The organism is Arenibacter algicola (genome assembly GCF_000733925.1).
Taxonomy (GTDB): domain Bacteria; phylum Bacteroidota; class Bacteroidia; order Flavobacteriales; family Flavobacteriaceae; genus Arenibacter; species Arenibacter algicola.
The window spans coordinates 140,684-159,998 of the sequence record NZ_JPOO01000003.1; the positions used below are offsets into that span (position 1 = coordinate 140,684).

Sequence of the window (19,315 nt, forward strand, 5' to 3'; positions counted from 1 at the left end):
CAATCAATATTTACTCGCTGCTTCCAATATTTTCAGAGACGGATGGTTCAAAACGTTTTGGGTTCTTATTTCCTTCAGTGCTGCAGCATCATTATGATACAAAGCCAAAATCAACTTGCCCATAATGGTATTGATATTTGAAATTCGATTTATGGAGGATTCCAGTTCGGCGCTCTTTCCCAATTTTTTAAGGGACAATAGTTCAAACAGCTCATTAGCGGATACCATCTTCTTATTGTTATTTTGATAGGACAATATGTTGGTCAATAACTGTTCACTTTTTCTGGAATCTTTAAGCAATTCAAAATTGACTGCAAGTAGATAATCCTGTAGTCTTTCATCGGCATGGAAAGGTTTTCCAACTCCCAGATTTTCCGGCCATTCTTTTGACGATTCCAAGAAGGATATAGCCCTCTTGTAATTCTTGGATTGCATATTATCCAAAGCCATTAAAATATGGGCATCGGTATATATCTTTTTACTTTCGGAGGCATGTTCAAAAGGTAATATCAATATGTCGTTTAAGACTTCAATAGTTTTTCCATATTGATTGTTCAACAGGGCAGATTTGGCATAAATCAATCCTATGTTGGCATTCTTGGGATATTTGGAGTAGGACTTTTTAGCCAATTTATAGGCTGTTTCAATTTTATCATTATCTAAATAAAATTGAATCACTTCTTCCCTAAGTTTCCAATCGGTATTGTTTAGCTGCAGTGCTTTTAAATAATCCTTTTCATTGGCAGCATAATCTTCATTTTTGAACATCTTCGCCCTAAAACGATAAAAAATGTCGGAATCTGGTTCATTTCCACATTCCTTTAAGAGCTGTAATCCTAAAGTCTTTTGTCCTACAGCAATATAATTCTGCGCCAAATAGTATTTAAATTTCCAATTGGCATTTTGGGAGATGGCCCACTGAAGGACATCAATGGTTTCTTGCCTATAGGGGAAAACAAAATCCACAGGATCTGCTATGGCCTTAGCCAAATATTCATTACTGGGCCCAGCAGCCATATCTTGGGTTAAATAAGCAGCCCAAAGGTGTATTTTGGCATTCGATGTTTTGGACAATTTTAGGATCTCCATGGCCTCTGATACCAATCCTATGTACTTATAATATATGGCCAGTTCCAGAATGGATTCATCGGGAAATTCATTATTGATTTCCTTTGGCATAATAAGAGGGGTATCCCCTGATAATAATTGGGATTCTATTAGAGCAAAATGATTTAAGGGATCTATTTTTATTAGTGCGTTATATTCTTCATTAAATGCATTGGACTTGTTGTATTTCCTGTGCAACAATAATTTAATTTTTCGTGCATTTAGGTTGTAGGTATTGTAATCCAACGCTTTATTGGCATATAGATTTGCTCTTTCCAAATTTTGTAACGAGAAATAAATTTCGGCCATTTGGGCATAGGATACAGATCTGTACTTCATGCTTCTGGCAGCCCAGCCAAAAGATTCCAAAGCATTAATACTGTCATTTAGGGCACGATATATAATTCCGGCCAAGTAATTGGCTTCAGTATTATAGGTGTCCAATTTTAAAACCCTATTTACATATTCCAGAGCTTTGTGATAATCCGTTTTTCGATATTCCAATCCTGCCAACTTCAACAATCCATCCTGATGCAAGGGGTCCAAATCCACCAATTCATTTAATTTTTTGCTGGCGAGTTCATAATCCCTAAACTTTAGTGCCTCCCAACCTTCATGGTACAGTTGTTCGCTCATGGAGATCTTTATTGCTTCATCATCAATAAACGGACGTTTTATGAGGGTACTTTCACCATTGGAGGTATAAAATAATTTTTTATCCCCTAATTTTACCACTATTTCCCCGGAGTCCTTTAATGGAAGCTCTTGAGAAAAAACTCCCATGGGCTTTAAGATGATTTCCTTAGAAAAAACTTCTTTCCCATTGATGGATACCGTTAAATTATCACTTAGGTTTTGTAGGGCATTGATACCGATATAGAGTCCTTTACCCGATTCCTTAACGTTAAGGACGCCGTATTCCGTAGCATCTACCATTCCACCAATTTCTTTGAAAGGAAACCAGATTTCTTTCCAACGGTCCATGACATAGGGTTCAAAATTTGCTTGTGAAATTGGGTTGGTTTCTCCTGGAGAATATTGATTAAGAAGTCGCCCCGCTTGGAACTCCATGTACTGTCCATCGGTGTCAGTCAGTAAATCCTCCCAAATAGCTCCCGACCTTGCCATAGACCATAACCAGAGTTTCTGTCCCGGCATTTCTTCATAGGGTGCCCAGTGGCCAAAACCAAAATTTCTATTGTGATAATATCCGCCAAAATAGTCTTTATAATCGCCTACCACATGTTCGGAAATATCCTTATCAAAATTATTGTTTTTATAGAGGGAAAGATCTCTGCCTTCAGCATCTATTGGCCACGGTTTGGCTGCTCCTCCGTGCTCCAAAAATTGATTTCCTGGATAGATGAACTCCAAATCGTCCGAAACAACTGCCGCAGCGGTCATCCAATTGTAATAGGATTGATCAATAGGGGAACCATTGTACCAAGAGGCATTGGTTTCAAAGTAGGCCTTGTCCTTTTCAAGCCTTATTTCTACCCTCCAATCCGTATTTGAGGGTAGGTCGGCGCTACCTACGACACAGCTTACACTTCCATCATCATTTGTTTTTACCACATAATCTACTGGAGTAGCAGTAGACGGGTGATGCCCTATAATTCCAAAATTGAACTCAATCCCGCCAGAGGTCCAAGGTCCACGCATTGAAATATTTCTGAATTTAATAACTTCATTTTTATAAAGAAATTCTTCACCTGTACTTTTCTCTATTGCTCCCCAGACTTTACCTCCTATTTCGGGTAGTACAAAAACTTTGATAAAAGCATTTTCCAAAGTAACTACCTTCCAATTTTTCTTCTTTGCGATATTTTCATATCCTTCATATTTGAAATACGGGAAAATTTTGGCATTGTCGGTCAGGATTGGGATGGGGTTAGGCTTACTGAAGTCGTACGTATCCAAGGACATTATTTCTTCCTTTATTGTCGCAGATGGCGATTGGGCCATGCTTCCAAGACATAATCCCAATGCAATTATTAAGCTGATAATCTTTACTTTCACTTTACTATTTTTTAGTTGATTCTATTTTATACATTGCTATGCCGTCATTGTTTCTTACGAACAGTACTACCTCTGTTTTGTCGGCCAAGGTAAGTTTGGTAATATCCCTTATTTCTCCGTCAATATTTAATCCACTTTCCATTACAGTTGAAGGTTTAAAATTGCCTTTTCCGTCACCACACAGGACCAAGCCTTTATTGGCATCATATCTTCCAAATTTTACCCTCGTTCCAAAAAAATTACCCCCAACAACCACGTCTTCGTTGCCATCATTGTTAAAATCCCCATTTAATATCCCATATATTGGTGAAAACTGTGTTTCGATTGGCAAGGGTACGATCTTAAATTTTCCATCTCCCAGGTTTTCCATATAACTGGTATTGAAATTTTTGGCTTTTAAGACCATAGCCCCTTTTAGTTCCTCAGGGCTAAATACATCCGTAATTCTGGCAGATGCATAGTCTGAATAATTTAAATATTTGCCTTTGAGCCCACTCAATTGACCCACCATGTCATCTTTTGAAAAAACAGGAAATTCCTCTCCCAAGTTATAGGAACACAATATGGGATCTAAAGAGCCATTGCTATCAAAATCCTTGGTATACAAAGTTACTGGTTCGGAAGGCGAGGTTTTTAACTGGGAATTTCTTCCAAAATTTCCTACTATATAATCCATATCACCATCCTTGTCAAAATCACCTTGTTCAATCCTGTTCCACCAGCCCTCGGAATCGTTCAGGCCATTGTTTTCATATACTTCCACAAGTTTACCACTTACATTTTTGAATGTCCTGATTTTCATCCATTCACCTACCAGAATTAGATCATTAATATTATCATTATCAAAATCGGTCCACAAAGCATCTGTGACCATTCCGGGATATTCAAGATCTGGGTTTACAGTAAAGGTGATATCCGTAAAAGTGCCTTTACCGTTGTTCTGCAAAATATAACTTCTTGGTGCGGTGGGATATTTACCAGGAACCAATCGGCCGCCCACAAAAAGGTCCAAATCCCCATCTCCGTCAATATCACTGGCCTTGACACAGGAATTGCTGGAAAGCATCTTTGGTAGGGCATTAGTATTTTTGTAGAAATTGCCCCTGCCGTCGTTAATGTAAAGTCTATCTTGTAGTTCAACTGAATCTTCATCAAAATCGTTTCCGCCACTTACCACATAAAGATCCATATCCCCGTCCTTATCCGCATCGAAGAAAAGTGAGCCAATGTCTTCCGATTCCTTATCAGTAATGAATATTTTTTCATTGATGGACAGGAACTTGCCCGAAGACGTCTGCTTAAACATTCGACCTTCACTTCCTTTGGCGCCACCGACATATATATCTTCGAGACCATCATTATTCACGTCCGCTTTAGTTATTGTTGGTCCTTGGGTAGATAATTTATGGGGGAGTAACTGTTCACGTTTAAAATCGTTATAATCATTCTCCAAATGCCGGTAGGGGATAAGACTATCCATAGTAATGTCTGTAAAATAGGTTGTTCCAACTATCCGTTCGGAATTATTTTCCAATAAAACTGCATCCTTTTGATTTAGGGTAATGGTTTCATCCGCCTTTATATCATTTAAAATTTGCACTTGGCCATTGGGCCAAATAATTTTAAGTTCATCTACGGACGTAGCATACCCAAGACCAAAAATAAGATTAAAATCTACGGAAGATTGAAAGCCCCTAGTGGGCATAAATTCTTGCATAAGTATTTTGTTTCCAATGGTCAAAGTAACTTTGGAGCCAATGCCAGAGGTATTTTTTCCTTCACCCTTAAAATTAATTTTTAAGTGATGGTTGGTAGTGTGCAATTCACTATTGTTTCTGTAAACAAAAGGGTATTCATCTATGTTATTGACCACAAGATCTAGATCCCCGTCATTGTCCAAGTCGGCATATAAGGCCCCATTGGAAAGCGATTTCTGATTTAGTCCCCAGGCTTCATTGACTTTGGAAAAAGTAAGGTCGCCATTATTTTGATAGGTATAATTCTCTTCAATGGTAGCAGGCATATTCTCCAACAAATCTGTAATGGCCGTCTCTACCCCGGTTTTATTTTGATTAATTCTATCCTGAACTGCAAAATTTAAAAAATCCATATTAGTGTAGTCCCGTTTTACACCATTGGTAATAAATAGATCTTTAAAACCATCATTGTCCAAATCAGTGAAAAGAGAGGCCCAACTCCAGTCGGTATTGGAAACGCCCGAAAATTGCCCAATTTCGGAAAAAGATTTCCCCTGATTGTTTAAATGCATCATATTTCTCATGGTCTGATAATAGAATCCGGATTTCTCCAAGAAGGTGTTTTTGTCATAATTGTCCGGACCGGAGACCATCTTTAATCGGTAATTGTTTTCCGGGAGCATGTCCAAGGTCATAATTTCCGGAAAGCCATCATTATTGATATCCGCTACATCCGAACCCATGGAAAAATGGGAGGTGTGCCCAATAAATTCTTCAAGACTTTCGGTAAAGGTGCCATCATGATTATTGATATACAAATAGTCCTGTTCCTTAAAATCATTCGAAATATAAATATCTGGCCAATTATCATTATTCATATCCGAAACGGCAATTCCCAATCCAAAACCCAAAACATTTGAAACAAGTCCGGAAGATTCACTAACATCTACAAACTTTCCATCATCGTTTCTATAAAGTCGGTCTTCATAGGCAGGGTTTCTTTGTTGCTTAAGGTTATTGGATATTTGCCTAAAGCTTGAATATTCCTGTGAAGAATGGTTTACCACATATAAATCCAGATCGCCATCCTTGTCATAATCAAAAAAAGCACCCTGAGTGGAGTAACCACTGTCATCAATACCGTATTCCGCTGCTTTTTCTGTAAAAGTTAAATCCCCATTATTAATAAATAATAGGTTTTTTCTTTTATAATCGTCCTTGGCGGCCGATCTACATACATAGATATCCAAAAAACCATCCCCGTTAACATCGGCCATGGTTGTTCCGGTATTCCACAGACCCTCGGCAAATACCCCTGCCTTTTGGGCAATTTCTTCAAATTTAAAGTTGCCTTTATTGATATATAGCCTACTTCCTACCATGCTGGCCGTGAAATAAAGGTCCGTAAGACCATCATTGTTGATATCACCAGCGCTTACCCCACCACCATTGTAGATGTAGCCATAGGTTAAAATATTAAATTCTTCTGTTTCCTGTAAAACAGGTTTAAATGTAATTCCAGTCTTGTTGCTCGGCATTAGGGAGAACATTTTGCTATCATCAACACCTTGGCAAGAAAAAATAAATAGTGTAGTGACAAGCAGGTATATTTTGGTGATATTTTGAAACATAGTAATTAGGAATTTTTCAATATAGGCTAGATTTTGTGAATTGTATTATAAAACCAAAAGCCTATGATATAAGGGTAAAAATTAAAGAAGGTAAGTTAATTAATTCTATGGACTAACCACAATAAAAGCTTGGGATATAATATGATTTTCCGAACTCCAATATAGATTTTTAAAATGGGTAGTAACCTGATAAAACAAAAGCCTGTGACTTTTAAATCACAGGCTTTTTCTTAAACACTAATATATTTCAAAAATTAAAAGTTTGGTCCGCCAGTATCCCACCATAGTCTGGTACCAATTTCATCCGGTCCACCTAATTTGTCCGTTGCATCAGCAACACCCGCAGCATTACCTTCGCGTTCTGAATTCACGAACGGCATTCTTTTTATTGCTTCTCCATCAGGTATAATTCCCCAATCGGAATTACTACTGTTTTGATATACCGGAGGTAGTTTAGGATAACCTGTTCTTCTATAGTCTACCCAAGCTTCCATTTCGTTGGTATAGGCCGCAATCCATTTTTGGGTAATAATTTTCTCCAATTTAATCTCATTGCTGGCAGCTTCATCCCAAGCAACAGTGGTTGTAATCTGATTAACAAAATCGTTAACAGCACCTGCTGCTACAGGGTCATTATAGTCTATTGGCAAACTGGTATTGTCCGCCAAATAGGCATCAACACCACCTGCTCCCCATAATTCAAAGGAAGCCCTAACACCTGCTTCATAGTTGGCTTGTGCATCTCCGGCACCGGCCCATCCCCTTAGAGCAGCTTCTGCCTTAATAAAGAATACTTCGTCGGCACTCATTACCTTACGTTTGGTAACCTTGGCTGGATCATTAAACGATACGTCGATAGTAGAGAAGCTCAAACGATCATCCTTGGCAACCAATTCGGCACCATTACGGATTCCTTTATAAGGCCAGTCTGGGTGATCTGTAACTAAAGACATATCACTCACCGGATCAAAGAAAGGTGCAATACGGTTATCTTTATACCCTATCAAGATAGACTCCATAGTGGCACTCATTCTAGTATCTCCCCATTCAAAGCAAATTTGTGCTGGGTGAAATTTTTGACCGTACAAGGATATATTGAAATTATCTGCATTGGTCTCAATAAGCCCTACTGGATCAGCCATAGCTTTTTCACCTTGAGCTTTAGCCAAGTCTGGAGCTACCTTAGAGATACGCATGGCCAATTGCAACCTTAATGAGTTGGCATATCTGGCCCATTTACTAACATCACCACCATAACTGGCATCAAAATTATTTAGACCAACATAGTCGGTGTTGGCACTGAAAACTGAAATGATTCTATCTAGATCACTAAAAAAAGCATTATATAATGTTTCCTCGCTATCATAAAGTGCACTTCCTGTAGAACCATAATTGGTATAAAGAATTGGTCCATAATAGGTAGTAACCCTGGACATGGATACAATTCTAATTAAATTGGCCCATTCCACAAAGACGTCATAACCATCTGCTGCAGCAATATCAATAACCTGTTTGGCAGGAGCCATTACATTGTTATACTCCCTGGCCCAGTAGCCATTCCAACGTATGTAGTAGGTAGTGTTGTTTACACCTCCAACAAATGGGGTAGGAGTGGCCAAATGCTGCGCAAAGGTAACATTGGTCAAGTTATGATCTACTTGGTTACCAAATATTTGGCTCAGCATAGAGGAATAAAATGCCCCTACATGATTAAAATCCTGCTTTAATGATTCACCGGATATTTGATATGGATTGGTATTCGTTTCTTCAAAATCGTTGGTACATGCACTAAAGGCAATGACCATTGTAATTAGATATATTAACTTTTTCATCTTTTATAAATTAGAATGTTACTTTTAGATTAAATCCATAAGTTCCTGTAGAAGGAAGATTAAAGTTATCCAATCCCTGAGCATTTTGATTGGTACTCATTGCCAATTCTGGGTCGAAAGGAGCATCTTTGTAGATATAGAACAAATTGTTTCCAATGAACGACAATGATGCTGCAGATATTGGTAATCCTAATTTTGACACATCAATATTGTAACCCAAAGAAAGTTGGTTAACCCTAATATTGGTACGGTCATAAACATAGGCCTCTCCAACACCGTTTCTATCACCTATGGCTCTAAACCAAGTTTCGGCATCCACAGTTGTAATGGCAGCTCCAGAGGTCTGGTCTACACCATTAACCGTAACACCACCGGCATCCCTTGCATCAGCAGTTCTTTGGGAAACTCCGGCACCGTCCAACATGGATTCGGTTTGGCTAAACACGTTACCTCCAAATTTACCATTTATTTGCATACCAAGTGTAAATCTCTTGTAACTAAAGTTGTTGTTCCAGCCTAAGGTCCAATCAGGATCCAAATTACCAACAAGCTCAGTAGTTGGAGTCCTTAAAGGTTTTCCGGCATCAAACAAGATTTGTCCTTGATCGTTCCTTAAAAATTTTAAGACATATAGGTCATTGAACGCTCCACCCTCAACCAATTTTGATTGATAACCTTCCGAGGACCCAAGATTGATTACCTTGTCGTCATCTGGTCCTATATCCACAATCTCATTGGTGTTGTTGGTAAAGTTGAAGGCCGTAACCCATTGAAAATCATCAGTCTGAACAGGGGTTGCGCTAAGCGTAATTTCCCAACCTTTATTGGTAATTTCACCTGCGTTGATGAATTTAGTGGTGTATCCACCCTCAGATTCGGACTGCAATAACGGTACTTGAATAAACTGATCTTTACTGGTTAGACTATAATAAGTAATGTCCAATCCTAATCTGTTTTGAAAAAATCTCCAATCTGCACCAAATTCCAAACTCGTAATTATTTCTGGTTTTGCGTCCAAAAATGGCTTTACTGTATTTCTGTCTACACCACCATTACCCGCAATTGTGTTTTGTGGGTTAATTCTGTTAAAGGGTACCTCGTTACCAACTTGGGTGTAGGAGGCTCTTAATTTACCAAAACTAACGGCCTCTGGCATGGTGAACATTTCACTAAGAATACCGGTTATACCCACAGAAGGATAGAAATAAGAATCATTTCCGGTTAGGGCCAATGTTGAAGCCCAGTCATTTCTTCCGGAAAGATCCAAGAATAACATTTCCTTAAATCCTAATTGAAGGTTGGCAAAAGCACCTTGTTTTATAACAGATCCGTCATAAGTAGAACTTACCTGAACGTTAGTTGGTAAGTTTTGAAAATTAAACTCATTAGGATAAAGTAAACCTATAGTACCTGTACCTACGCTTACACCATCACCGTAAACTGTTTTCTGATAACTTGCTCCCAATACCCCGTTTAAACTAAAACTATCACTTAAATCGGTATCGTAGCTAAGAATGGCATCGGTATAGACCAATTGGTCATCATACTTTCTGTAATCCCAAGCACCTTTTGGGTGTACGTTAGTGGAGTTGGAGGTAGCGGCATGTTGCTGTTCGAATTCTTTTACAGCATAATCATAATTTCCCCTAACCTGTAATTTAAGCTTCTCGGAAATCTCATAATCAAGACTCAAACTACCTATTATCCTTTTACTTTCATCAGTTTTTGGTTGCTTGTTAACTATCCAATAAGGATTGGATTGATGGTGATCCACAACAAACCAGTTCTGCGCAAATAAGTTTCTGTCATTATCAAAAACTTCGTAATTGTTTTTGAAATCATAAAAATTTCTCTGTCTTGGAAACATATATAGCCCTGTTAATGGGTTTAGGTAATACCCTGCAGGCAACCTATTTTTTGTTTCCTCCAAAGCCATAAGAACACTGGAAGTAACAGTTACCTTATCATTGAACATCTTAGTGGATTGTTTAAAGGTAAAGTTGTTCTTCTGGTATTTATTCTCTGGTGTTATTCCGGAAGCAGTTATATTTCCGTAAGAAAAATAGGCAGTAGTCTTATCATTACCACCACTAATAGTAACGGTATTATTGAAATTATGACCTGTTTGGAAAAATTCTTCCACATAACTACTCTGATAATCACCAGGGGTTGTAGACCAGCTTTCCTTGGCATTACCATTTGCCCCATACTTAAACTGCAAATCTGGTAATTCAAGATAGTGTTCGAAGGTGTAACCAGAATTTAAGCTTACGGTAGTTTTACCAGACTTACCTGCTTTGGTTGTAATAACAACTACCCCATTGGCACCTTGACTACCATAAAGTACAGCTGCGTTAGAACCTTTCAGAATACTGATACTCTCAATATCGTCAGGGTTAATAGCTGAAAGTCCGTCACCCGAATCAACTCCTCCCCACATTCCTGGTTGTCCACCTTTGTTGTTGGCCATAGGAATACCGTCAATTACAAATAATGGTGAGCTATCGCCACTAAGGGATTTGTTACCCCTAAGAACAATCCTTGTAGATCCACCAGCACCAGAACTACTTTTCTTAATTTCAACACCGGCAGCTTTACCGGATATACTGTTCATGAAATTAGGATCTCTGGTTGCGGTCAACTCATCTGCCCTAACAGTCTGCTGGGCATAGGTTAAGGTTTTTTCTTCCCTCTTAATACCCAAAGCCGTTACAACCACTTCTCCCAGTTGTTCCGCATCTTCCTGCATGGATACATTAATAGTGTTTGATGCACCTACAGTAACGGATTGGGTCTTCATTCCTAGAAATGAAAATACCAATACGTTCCCGCTTTCTGCCTCAATGGAATAATTCCCATCAAAATCAGTTTGAGATCCAGTTGTGGTTCCTTGTACCAGTACGTTTACACCTGGTAGTGGGGAACCATCCGTAGCATCGGTAACCGTACCTGTCACCGTTTTGCTTTGCGCCAGTAACGGATAAGCTCCGAACACCAGTACAAAAAATAATAGCAATTTTTTGACCATAATAAAATTGTTTGAGTTAATAAATTAGTTGTTTGTTAATATTAAGTTAAGAGTGAAATTAATCTTTTTTTTTAATAAAACAAATAGTTTCAGTGTTAATGTGTTCGAGCACATCAAATAAAACCTTAATTTTTATAAGGTCGAAGTTGGAATGTATTCCTCACAAGCAACCTAATTAAAGGTAATAATGGGCATTTTCTGTGGTGATAATATCTATAGGAAGAAATTCCTGTGCGGGTAAAGGTTTTCCGAATAGGAAATGTTCGGCCAAATAATTAACACTCAGAAAAGCCTGCCTTTTTGGTTTTTGGTGTATTAAAAATTTGATATTCCCCTGTTTCAGGTACTTAATATTGGGTTTTAATAAATCGTAACCTATTATAGAACTGTCATCTTTTTTAAGATCTTGAAAGGCTTCTACCAACATATATGCCTTTGAATTAGTTACAAAAAAGGCATTGATTTTGGGGTTGTCTTTTATAAATTGGGATACTTCATGTTTAAAAATGTTTTCTTCCGCGGAATTAAAAGTTTTGGAAACCATAATGTGATCGCCATCCGACTTTTCTGTAAAAAATTCGACAAAACCGTTTTCCTTTGATTGCATATGGGGTTCTTTATTGATATGGATGATGGCTATTTCATCATTCTTTCCAATTATTTTCTCCATTAAACTTGCTGCAACCCTACCACTTTGTTTTAGATCCTGACCAATAAAAATTTGTTCTTTAAAGCAATTTATATGGTTGTTGAAGAGAACTACCGGAATTTTGGTCTCAGAACACCTTTTTAAAACCAATTGAGATTCATTTTCAAAAATGGGAGCCATTAAAAGAACATCGGGACGTGATTTAATAGCTTCCTGAGAATGTTCTACAAAAGATGATTTATTTCTAGGGTCATAAAAATACTTCCTGATTATTATACCAAAAGGGGTGAATTGGTCGGAGGCTTCCAAAACTCCTTCATTGGCAGGAATCCAATATGGATCATTATTGGGATCCGGAAGTAGAACATGTATACTATAGGTTTTGTTTCTCTTGAGATTCCTGGCAATGGGATTGGGTTTGTAGTCTATTTCCTTAAGTACCTTATCAACTTTTTCAAAAGCATTTTTGGAAACCTTGCCTCGTTTGTGCAATACCCTATCTACTGTTCCCTTGGAAACACCTGCCATTTGGGCAATGTCCTTTATCGTATATTTCTCCTTAATCATGCTAGTAGTTGACCCGAGAACAGGATTTAATTTTTGGCATATAAATAAACTCTTAACAGTTTGCTAACATTAAATATAGAAATATTCCTTACAAATTACCTAAAATTTTCGTGCACTTGAATAATATTAGGTATTAACCAACCATCAAACCTACTTATATCCAGCAAAAATGGAACGGTGCTAATTTGTCTTTAGGTATTACTGCAAAACTAAAACAAATGACATAAAGAAAAGTATTATGCTTCTATAGGAGGATTTTTAAGAAGACGATCAAAACCTTCCAATATTGTAGCCAATACTATTATTAGGCAACATCCGAAAGCATTTAACCACAAATAGGACATCCAATCGTAACTCCAGCCAATAATTACGATGCACTGTGTTATTAAGGCTGCTACAAAAACCGCATTGCCCTTTATAAATTTAAAAAAGAAGGCGATCAGAAAAATACCTAGAACATTCCCATAAAAAATAGAGCCTATAATATTGACCAATTGAATGAGATTATCAAATAGGTTGGCCACACAAGCAATTGCAATGGCTACAGCGCCCCACATAAGGGTAAATAACTTTGATACCTTTACATAATGTGCCTGTGTAAATTCACCTTTCTTATTTCGTTTGTACAAATCCAAAGATGTAACCGTTCCCAAAGCATTTAATTCAGAGGCGGTTGAGGACATTGCAGCTGAAAGTATCACAGCCAATAAAAGACCAATAAGTCCTTTGGGCAGAAAATTTAAAATAAAATGAATAAAAACATAATCTTTGTCATTTGTCTCTACACTTTCATCGGCCATAGAAATTAGTGCTTGGGCCGCCTGCCTATTTTCCTTATCCTTATTGTTAATACTTACAATGTGTTGTTTGGCATCTTCAATGGCATCGTACTCCTTAAGATCAAGGGCTCCGGAAAATTTATTCTGGGCCATTCTTTTTTCACTCTCCAAAACCAAATGTTCTTCTTCCAATATCTTATAGTCTTCCGAATAGGAAGATTCCATTATGGCATTGGTAGCAGCCGGATTAAAGTTTAGAGGAGAATGGTTGAATTGAAAAAAAATAAATACCATTACACCCACTAGTAAAATAAAGAATTGCATTGGTATTTTTAGCAATCCATTGAAAATTAATCCAAGTTGACTTTCCCTAACCGTTTTTCCGGAGAGATATCTTTGCACCTGACTCTGGTCCGTCCCAAAGTAGGCCAAAGCAAGAAAAAGTCCACCTGTAATTCCGCTCCAAAAGGTATAACGGCTTGTGGTATTGACACTAAAGTCCAAAATATTCAATTTATCACCTGCCCCGGCAATTTTCAGGGCCTTGCTAAAAGTAATGTCCTCCGGCAAATAACCAAGTATAAAAAAGAATGCGATAAACATTCCTGTCATTATAATAAACATTTGTTGTTTATGTGTAACACTCACAGCCCTGGTACCACCAGAAACGGTATAAATGATAACAAGGATACCTATTAGAATATTTAAGGTTTTTAAGTCCCAGCCCAATACGGCGGAAAGAATAATTGAAGGAGCAAAAATGGTAATCCCGGCAGCAAGACCGCGTTGAATTAAAAATAACAATGCTGCCAGGGTCCTTGTTTTAAGGTCGAAGCGGTTTTCTAAAAATTCATAGGCGGTATATACATTAAGCCTGTGATATATGGGAACAAAAACAAGACATATTATAATCATGGCCAATGGCAGGCCAAAATAAAACTGAACAAACCCCATTCCGTCATGAAAGGCCTGTCCGGGAGTGGACAAAAATGTAATGGCACTGGCCTGGGTTGCCATTACGGATAGTCCTATGGTCCACCATTTGGCATCGTGACCACCAAGAACATAGTCCGTTACATTCTTACTTCCCTTTGTTCTCCAAACACCATATCCAACAATGAACATAAGGGTTCCGACAAGTATGATCCAATCTATTGCAGCCATTTTATCGGTTTCCGGTCATTATTAAATAAAAAACAATTATGTAGATAATATTGAGCACTATTACTAGCGTATACTCTTTTTTCCAATCAAATTTCTCGAACATAACTATTCTTGTTATTTGTTTTTTACTTTTGGCTTTCCTGTTGTAGGGAAAGCATATTGGCAAACAGTCTGTAAGCCCCGGTTACACCCGCCGGTAATTCCCTGAAAAAGCTTAATCCCGTATAAATATAGTTCCCCTTACCGTATGGTGCAACTAAAAGGCTACCAGATAAAGCTGGTTCCCCTTCATCGTTCATTGAAAGTATAGGAGTAAACTCCTTGGACCATTGATCTGGAAAATACAGACCACGTTCCTGTACCCAGCCATTAAAATCGTTTTGGGTTATTTTATTTGGATAATTTACAAGGGGATGCGTTTTGGCCAGTATGCTTACATTGGAGGTTTCATCGGTTACCCTGTCACGGCTAATGGATAAGGGGTAGGGGGCCAGGTTTTCCATGTCCAATCCATTTCTGCCAGCTGTGTTGTATTGAATAATCAAGTTACCGCCCTCCTTTACATAATCCAATAAATAACGCTGCTTAAATTTTAATTCATCCACTACATTGTAGGCCCTTATACCAACAACAATAGCATCAAACTTGGCCAAGGATCCGGCTTGTATAGCTGTTGGGTCTATTTTTTCAACCTTATATCCAATTTGTATCAGACTTTCGGGAATTTCATCGCCAGCCCCGTTTATATATCCAATGTTTTCTCCATTCTTATTAATGTCCAGTCGAACCACTTTGGTTTCGGAAGGCATGAGCACCGATTGTTTGGGGATATGGTCATAGGATATTTCTATCAATTCTTTGGATATTTCCTTGCCATCCACCTTAATAATGGGGGAGATATAATTTTCATCTTCAGTTGAAGGTGGAGTTAAGATAAAATGTAATATTCGTTGGTCACCTTTTTTTCCTATTTCAAAAGGTTGTATTTCCTGATCAACCTTCCAACCTTTTCCAAAACACAGCTGTAGTTCCCCCTTAACATTATCTTTAAGTGCTTTTATTGTAACCGGTATTTTCTTGGGTTCGGAGTTGGCAAAAATGATCACCTTATCCTTAAAACTAGCTGTAGCCTCCGGCAATATTTCAAAAGGTTGATATATTTCCCCTTTTTCAGGTTTGGAATATCTGTATACAATTGGTTTTTTAATATTTATGGTAAATCCGAGGAATTCCATTTCAAAATTCACCTCAAAGGCATGGGGAGTTTCCGGTTTACCAATTAGATTTTGGTCCTTTACCATATACATTCCCGTAGTGCCTTTACTGTTTAACCAATATGGACTAGTGTATTCCTTATTGCTAGGAACATTTAGATTTATTTGGAACAATTCCTTTTTGTTTTCCTTTAGGGCTATATTTTTATTTATACTATTATCCGAGCCAGTGGAAACTGTTAACAGATTGATATTGGCATTGCTTCTGTTCAGTGCTTCAATATGTATATCGATAGTACTTCCGGGATAAGTGTTGGATTCTGAGGCGGTTGCTTCCAAATAAAGTCCACATACCGATTGGATAATATCCTCCAACTCCTTTTTCTTGATTTCCTTCCAATGCCCGTCCTGCAATTTCAAAATGGCCTTATACCCTTCAATAAGTTGTGGCAAGTGTTTCGACGGTTGGGCAAAATCGAAATTTCTTTCAATTTCATATAAAATTTTCCCAACTGCCTCACCACCTTCAACGCGTGACCAAGTAGTATTTATTCCGTCGAAAATATCGGATTTGTCTTTTGGGAGGTCGCCCTTTAAAAGTTCTATATACTCGTTCTCACTGCCTCGTGTAGCCAATCTTCCAAAACCTTGGCACAAATGCTGGCTACTGGCAAGTGATGCTATTTCGTTGTTTGAAACTCCCCTTAACGGATAGTAGACCCCAACATCCAGATCGATCATTTTGGATTTGTCCGCTTTTTGAAATTTATCCTCACTGCCGTAAAACCACCAAGAGGTATTAAAAAAAAGTCGTTTTGGTTGCCATACCTCCGTGCTTTTTAATTGTTCCGGATATATATATGGATTGTTGGTCAAATCGAAGGCCTCATAGCTCAGCATGGCAGAAGAGGTGTGGTGTCCGTGGGTAGATCCTGGTGATCTGTGGTCAAATCTATTGATAATAACATCTGGTTTAAAATTGCGTATAATCCAGACTACGTCGCTTAACACCGCCTCTTTGTTCCAGATCTTAAGGGTTTCATTCGGGTGCTTGGAGTAGCCAAAATCGTTGGCCCTTGTAAAAAATTGTTCTCCGCCATCAATACGCCTCGCGGCCAACAATTCCTGTGTTCTTAATACTCCCAGTAACTCCCTAAGCTCGGAACCTATCAAATTTTGGCCTCCATCCCCGCGGGTTAGCGATAAGTAGGCCGTTTTAGCCTTTACTTCATTGGAAAGATAGGAAATTAGTCGTGTATTTTCATCATCGGGATGAGCAGCAATATATAGTGCCGAACCCAAAAAATTTAATTTTTGAATGGAATGAAAAATGTCCGAAGATGTATTTTTTTTTGGTGCTTGAGCGTCAATAAGTTGGCATGAGAGTAGTATCCCAAATAAGAATACCCAAGGAAGGCGCATATAATTTATGTTTTAGTTGGTTCCCAAATATAAAGATATAAAATCCGTAGCTGTAATTTTTACAACTACTTTAACAACTTAAAGAACATCGCTGCTTTCCAAGGAGTCTTCATAGGTTTGCGCCAAAGCTATGGCTTTCTGAAGCATCATGTTATTGGGGTAGGTAAAAAGCTCTCCATTATTCCTTCTGAGATGTACATGAAAGGCCCTTATATCCTCAATAAGATAAACTTCATTGGGCAATTCAATTTCCTTGTCCATTATTTTTATCTTATCCCCGATCTTAAACGGAAATGAAAAAAATAGTATAACCCCAGCAGTAACATTGCTCAATATGGACCATTGAGCAAAAAGGGCCACCCCTATAACGGCAAAAACTGAAGAAAATACCAGGCCGATATCCTTCATTTGCACACCCCAAATCAGAATCAAGGCAACTATTCCAAAAGCAGAAAGTCCAACAGTGGAGTATTTTACGATCAAGCGCGTACGTACCTCATTAATATCACTTATTTTACCAACTTTTTGAATTGCTTTGGTACCCAAATACTTTAATATCAAGAGGACCAATAAACATATACCAGTGCCTAAAAGTTCATTTTTGTACTCCAAATAAAATGTTTCCATAGAAATTATAATCCTAAACTGTCGCGCAAAAATACATCACTATTTTTGTTTTCCTGCCAATAAGCCCTTTTTAATGTTTTTATTTTTGTTGCCGTGGAAGTAAGTGTCTGTGAATTGGGGCCAAACCCACTTTTATATGTTTCGGACCAATTTTCAATGGTATGTGGGAAGGATTTGGAAAAGCTGATTTCCAAAGTTCTTTCCAAATCTGGATAGGTAATTTTGTAGGTATTAAGAGTTGCTTCAGTATTTAATTCTGCTTGTGCTTCATAGGCTTTTACTTGTTTGTGTGCCAAACGTAAATATTCCATAGAGGGAACCATTTTTACATTACCTATAGGAAGATTGTTAGGGTTGACCCTTATTTTGTTCCAAATCTCGTTTTCCAAATCCGTTTTGTCCAATGTTATGGTCTGATCCCCTTCGCTTTCGAAATAAGAAAAGGAATTCACCTCAAATTTATCCCTGTTGTTCAACTGGGCAAATACCTGGCCGCACCATTCCTGAACGGAGGTGGTAAGTTTTATGGCATGTTGATTATCCGATACGGGAAAAAAACTGCTGCTCATAATAGAGTAGGGGTAGATACCTGTTAAGAAGTTTTTGGTACTGTTTAGTTTTAGTACAGATATATTGTTGGGGTTGGATTGATCGGCCTTCACCTGTTTGTCCGCCAAAAAAGGCTCGGTAACGTATATTAAAACCGCACTTCCGTCCCTAAGTTCACCATAGCGGGCCTGTTCCAATTTATAAGAAGTTATTTCGGCCTTCCCCGCAAACCAATATTCTTTGAACTCCTCGGATAAGTGAGTTTTTATTGGTTTAGTCTTGGACATTTTCATGTCATTTTCTGCTGGGGAAATGTTTTCGGATTCTTTAGCATTTTCCTTACAAGCGCTAAAAAGAACCATAAATAATAGTATATGTACAAAAATGAAGGTAAACAGACGTTGCATAGAAATTAAATTTTCCTAAAATTATTCAAAATAACCTAGCCCACCATGGCCATTAACGTTTTGTAAACCAATTGGGTTGGCAGGCCTACCACATTGGTATAGGATCCCTGGATCTCTTCAATTCCAATAAGACCTATCCAATCCTGAATGCCATAGCCCCCAGCTTTATCGAAAGGGTTATAGTTTCGGATATAGTGGTCCATCTCCCAATGACTCAATTCCTTGAATTTTACCCTGGTAGATTGATTCACAGTTTGTTGACTTTTGTTCGTTGTTAAACAAACGGAGGTAATTACTTCGTGCCAATCGTTGGAAAGTGTCTTTAACATGGAAAAGGCTTCGTCAAGATCGGCAGGTTTAGCCAAAGAGATACCGTTATGCCAAACCACGGTATCGGAAGTTATGAGAATATCCCTGCTCTCCAATCTTTTTTCATATCCAGCAGCCTTTAATTCTGCCAGATAATCTGAAATTTGCGAGCCCTGTAGATAATCGGGATATATTTCGTTTACATGTATCGGATGTACTATAAAATCTATTTCCATTTCCCCAAAGAACTGCTTTCTTCTTGGGGAGGCCGAAGCTAATATAACCTTATATTCCTTTAATTTGTTATTGGACAT

At 38.0% G+C, this 19,315-nt stretch carries 10 protein-coding genes; all 10 read right to left on the reverse strand.

Annotation, left to right across the window (positions count from 1 at the left end; all coding sequences use genetic code 11):
* Positions 1-3: 3 nt before the first annotated feature.
* The 10 genes from U735_RS0110815 to U735_RS0110860 all read right to left on the reverse strand — a co-directional run bounded on the left by U735_RS0110815 (position 4) and on the right by U735_RS0110860 (position 19,315).
* The gene (locus U735_RS0110815; protein ID WP_146032807.1) at positions 4-3,126 is read right to left on the reverse strand and encodes a DUF5107 domain-containing protein; all 3,123 of its coding nucleotides are present in this window, start codon (positions 3,124-3,126) and stop codon (positions 4-6) included.
* Positions 3,127-3,130: 4 nt separating this feature from the next.
* Positions 3,131-6,454 carry a VCBS repeat-containing protein gene (locus U735_RS0110820; RefSeq protein ID WP_069859030.1) on the reverse strand — a complete coding sequence of 1,108 codons (3,324 nt, stop codon included), beginning with the start codon at positions 6,452-6,454 and terminating at the stop codon, positions 3,131-3,133.
* Between the two features lie 254 nt (positions 6,455-6,708).
* Positions 6,709-8,286 (reverse strand): SusD/RagB family nutrient-binding outer membrane lipoprotein, encoded by a 1,578-nt coding sequence (locus U735_RS0110825; protein ID WP_031443833.1) that lies wholly within the window; start codon positions 8,284-8,286, stop codon positions 6,709-6,711.
* Positions 8,287-8,296: 10 nt separating this feature from the next.
* The gene (locus tag U735_RS0110830; protein WP_031443834.1) at positions 8,297-11,314 is read right to left on the reverse strand and encodes a SusC/RagA family TonB-linked outer membrane protein; all 3,018 of its coding nucleotides are present in this window, start codon (positions 11,312-11,314) and stop codon (positions 8,297-8,299) included.
* A 175-nt stretch (positions 11,315-11,489) separates the two neighbouring features.
* On the reverse strand, positions 11,490-12,530 hold the full coding sequence (locus U735_RS0110835) for a LacI family DNA-binding transcriptional regulator (RefSeq protein ID WP_051892081.1): 1,041 nt from the start codon (positions 12,528-12,530) through the stop codon (positions 11,490-11,492).
* Between the two features lie 236 nt (positions 12,531-12,766).
* On the reverse strand, positions 12,767-14,473 hold the full coding sequence (locus U735_RS0110840) for a sodium:solute symporter (RefSeq protein ID WP_031443836.1): 1,707 nt from the start codon (positions 14,471-14,473) through the stop codon (positions 12,767-12,769).
* A 125-nt stretch (positions 14,474-14,598) separates the two neighbouring features.
* Positions 14,599-17,109, reverse strand: a complete 2,511-nt coding sequence (locus U735_RS0110845; RefSeq protein ID WP_031443837.1) for a PIG-L family deacetylase — start codon at positions 17,107-17,109, stop codon at positions 14,599-14,601.
* A 78-nt stretch (positions 17,110-17,187) separates the two neighbouring features.
* Positions 17,188-17,736 carry a mechanosensitive ion channel domain-containing protein gene (locus U735_RS0110850; protein WP_031443838.1) on the reverse strand — a complete coding sequence of 183 codons (549 nt, stop codon included), beginning with the start codon at positions 17,734-17,736 and terminating at the stop codon, positions 17,188-17,190.
* Positions 17,737-17,741: 5 nt separating this feature from the next.
* Positions 17,742-18,692: a hypothetical protein gene (locus U735_RS0110855; RefSeq protein WP_031443839.1), complete on the reverse strand. Its 951-nt coding sequence runs from the start codon at positions 18,690-18,692 to the stop codon at positions 17,742-17,744.
* Between the two features lie 35 nt (positions 18,693-18,727).
* Positions 18,728-19,315, reverse strand: coding sequence for a Maf family protein (locus U735_RS0110860; RefSeq protein WP_031443840.1), 588 nt, complete (start codon positions 19,313-19,315; stop codon positions 18,728-18,730).

Bases quoted from the DNA above. Each gene is read 5' to 3' on its own strand.
- U735_RS0110820 (WP_069859030.1), bottom strand. From the start codon at position 6,454: ATGTTTCAAAATATCACCAAAATATACCTGCTTGTCACTACACTATTT.
- U735_RS0110825 (WP_031443833.1), bottom strand. From the start codon at position 8,286: ATGAAAAAGTTAATATATCTAATTACAATGGTCATTGCCTTTAGTGCA.
- U735_RS0110830 (WP_031443834.1), bottom strand. From the start codon at position 11,314: ATGGTCAAAAAATTGCTATTATTTTTTGTACTGGTGTTCGGAGCTTAT.
- U735_RS0110835 (WP_051892081.1), bottom strand. From the start codon at position 12,530: ATGATTAAGGAGAAATATACGATAAAGGACATTGCCCAAATGGCAGGT.
- U735_RS0110840 (WP_031443836.1), bottom strand. From the start codon at position 14,473: ATGGCTGCAATAGATTGGATCATACTTGTCGGAACCCTTATGTTCATT.
- U735_RS0110845 (WP_031443837.1), bottom strand. From the start codon at position 17,109: ATGCGCCTTCCTTGGGTATTCTTATTTGGGATACTACTCTCATGCCAA.
- U735_RS0110850 (WP_031443838.1), bottom strand. From the start codon at position 17,736: ATGGAAACATTTTATTTGGAGTACAAAAATGAACTTTTAGGCACTGGT.
- U735_RS0110855 (WP_031443839.1), bottom strand. From the start codon at position 18,692: ATGCAACGTCTGTTTACCTTCATTTTTGTACATATACTATTATTTATG.
- U735_RS0110860 (WP_031443840.1), bottom strand. From the start codon at position 19,315: ATGTCCAATAACAAATTAAAGGAATATAAGGTTATATTAGCTTCGGCC.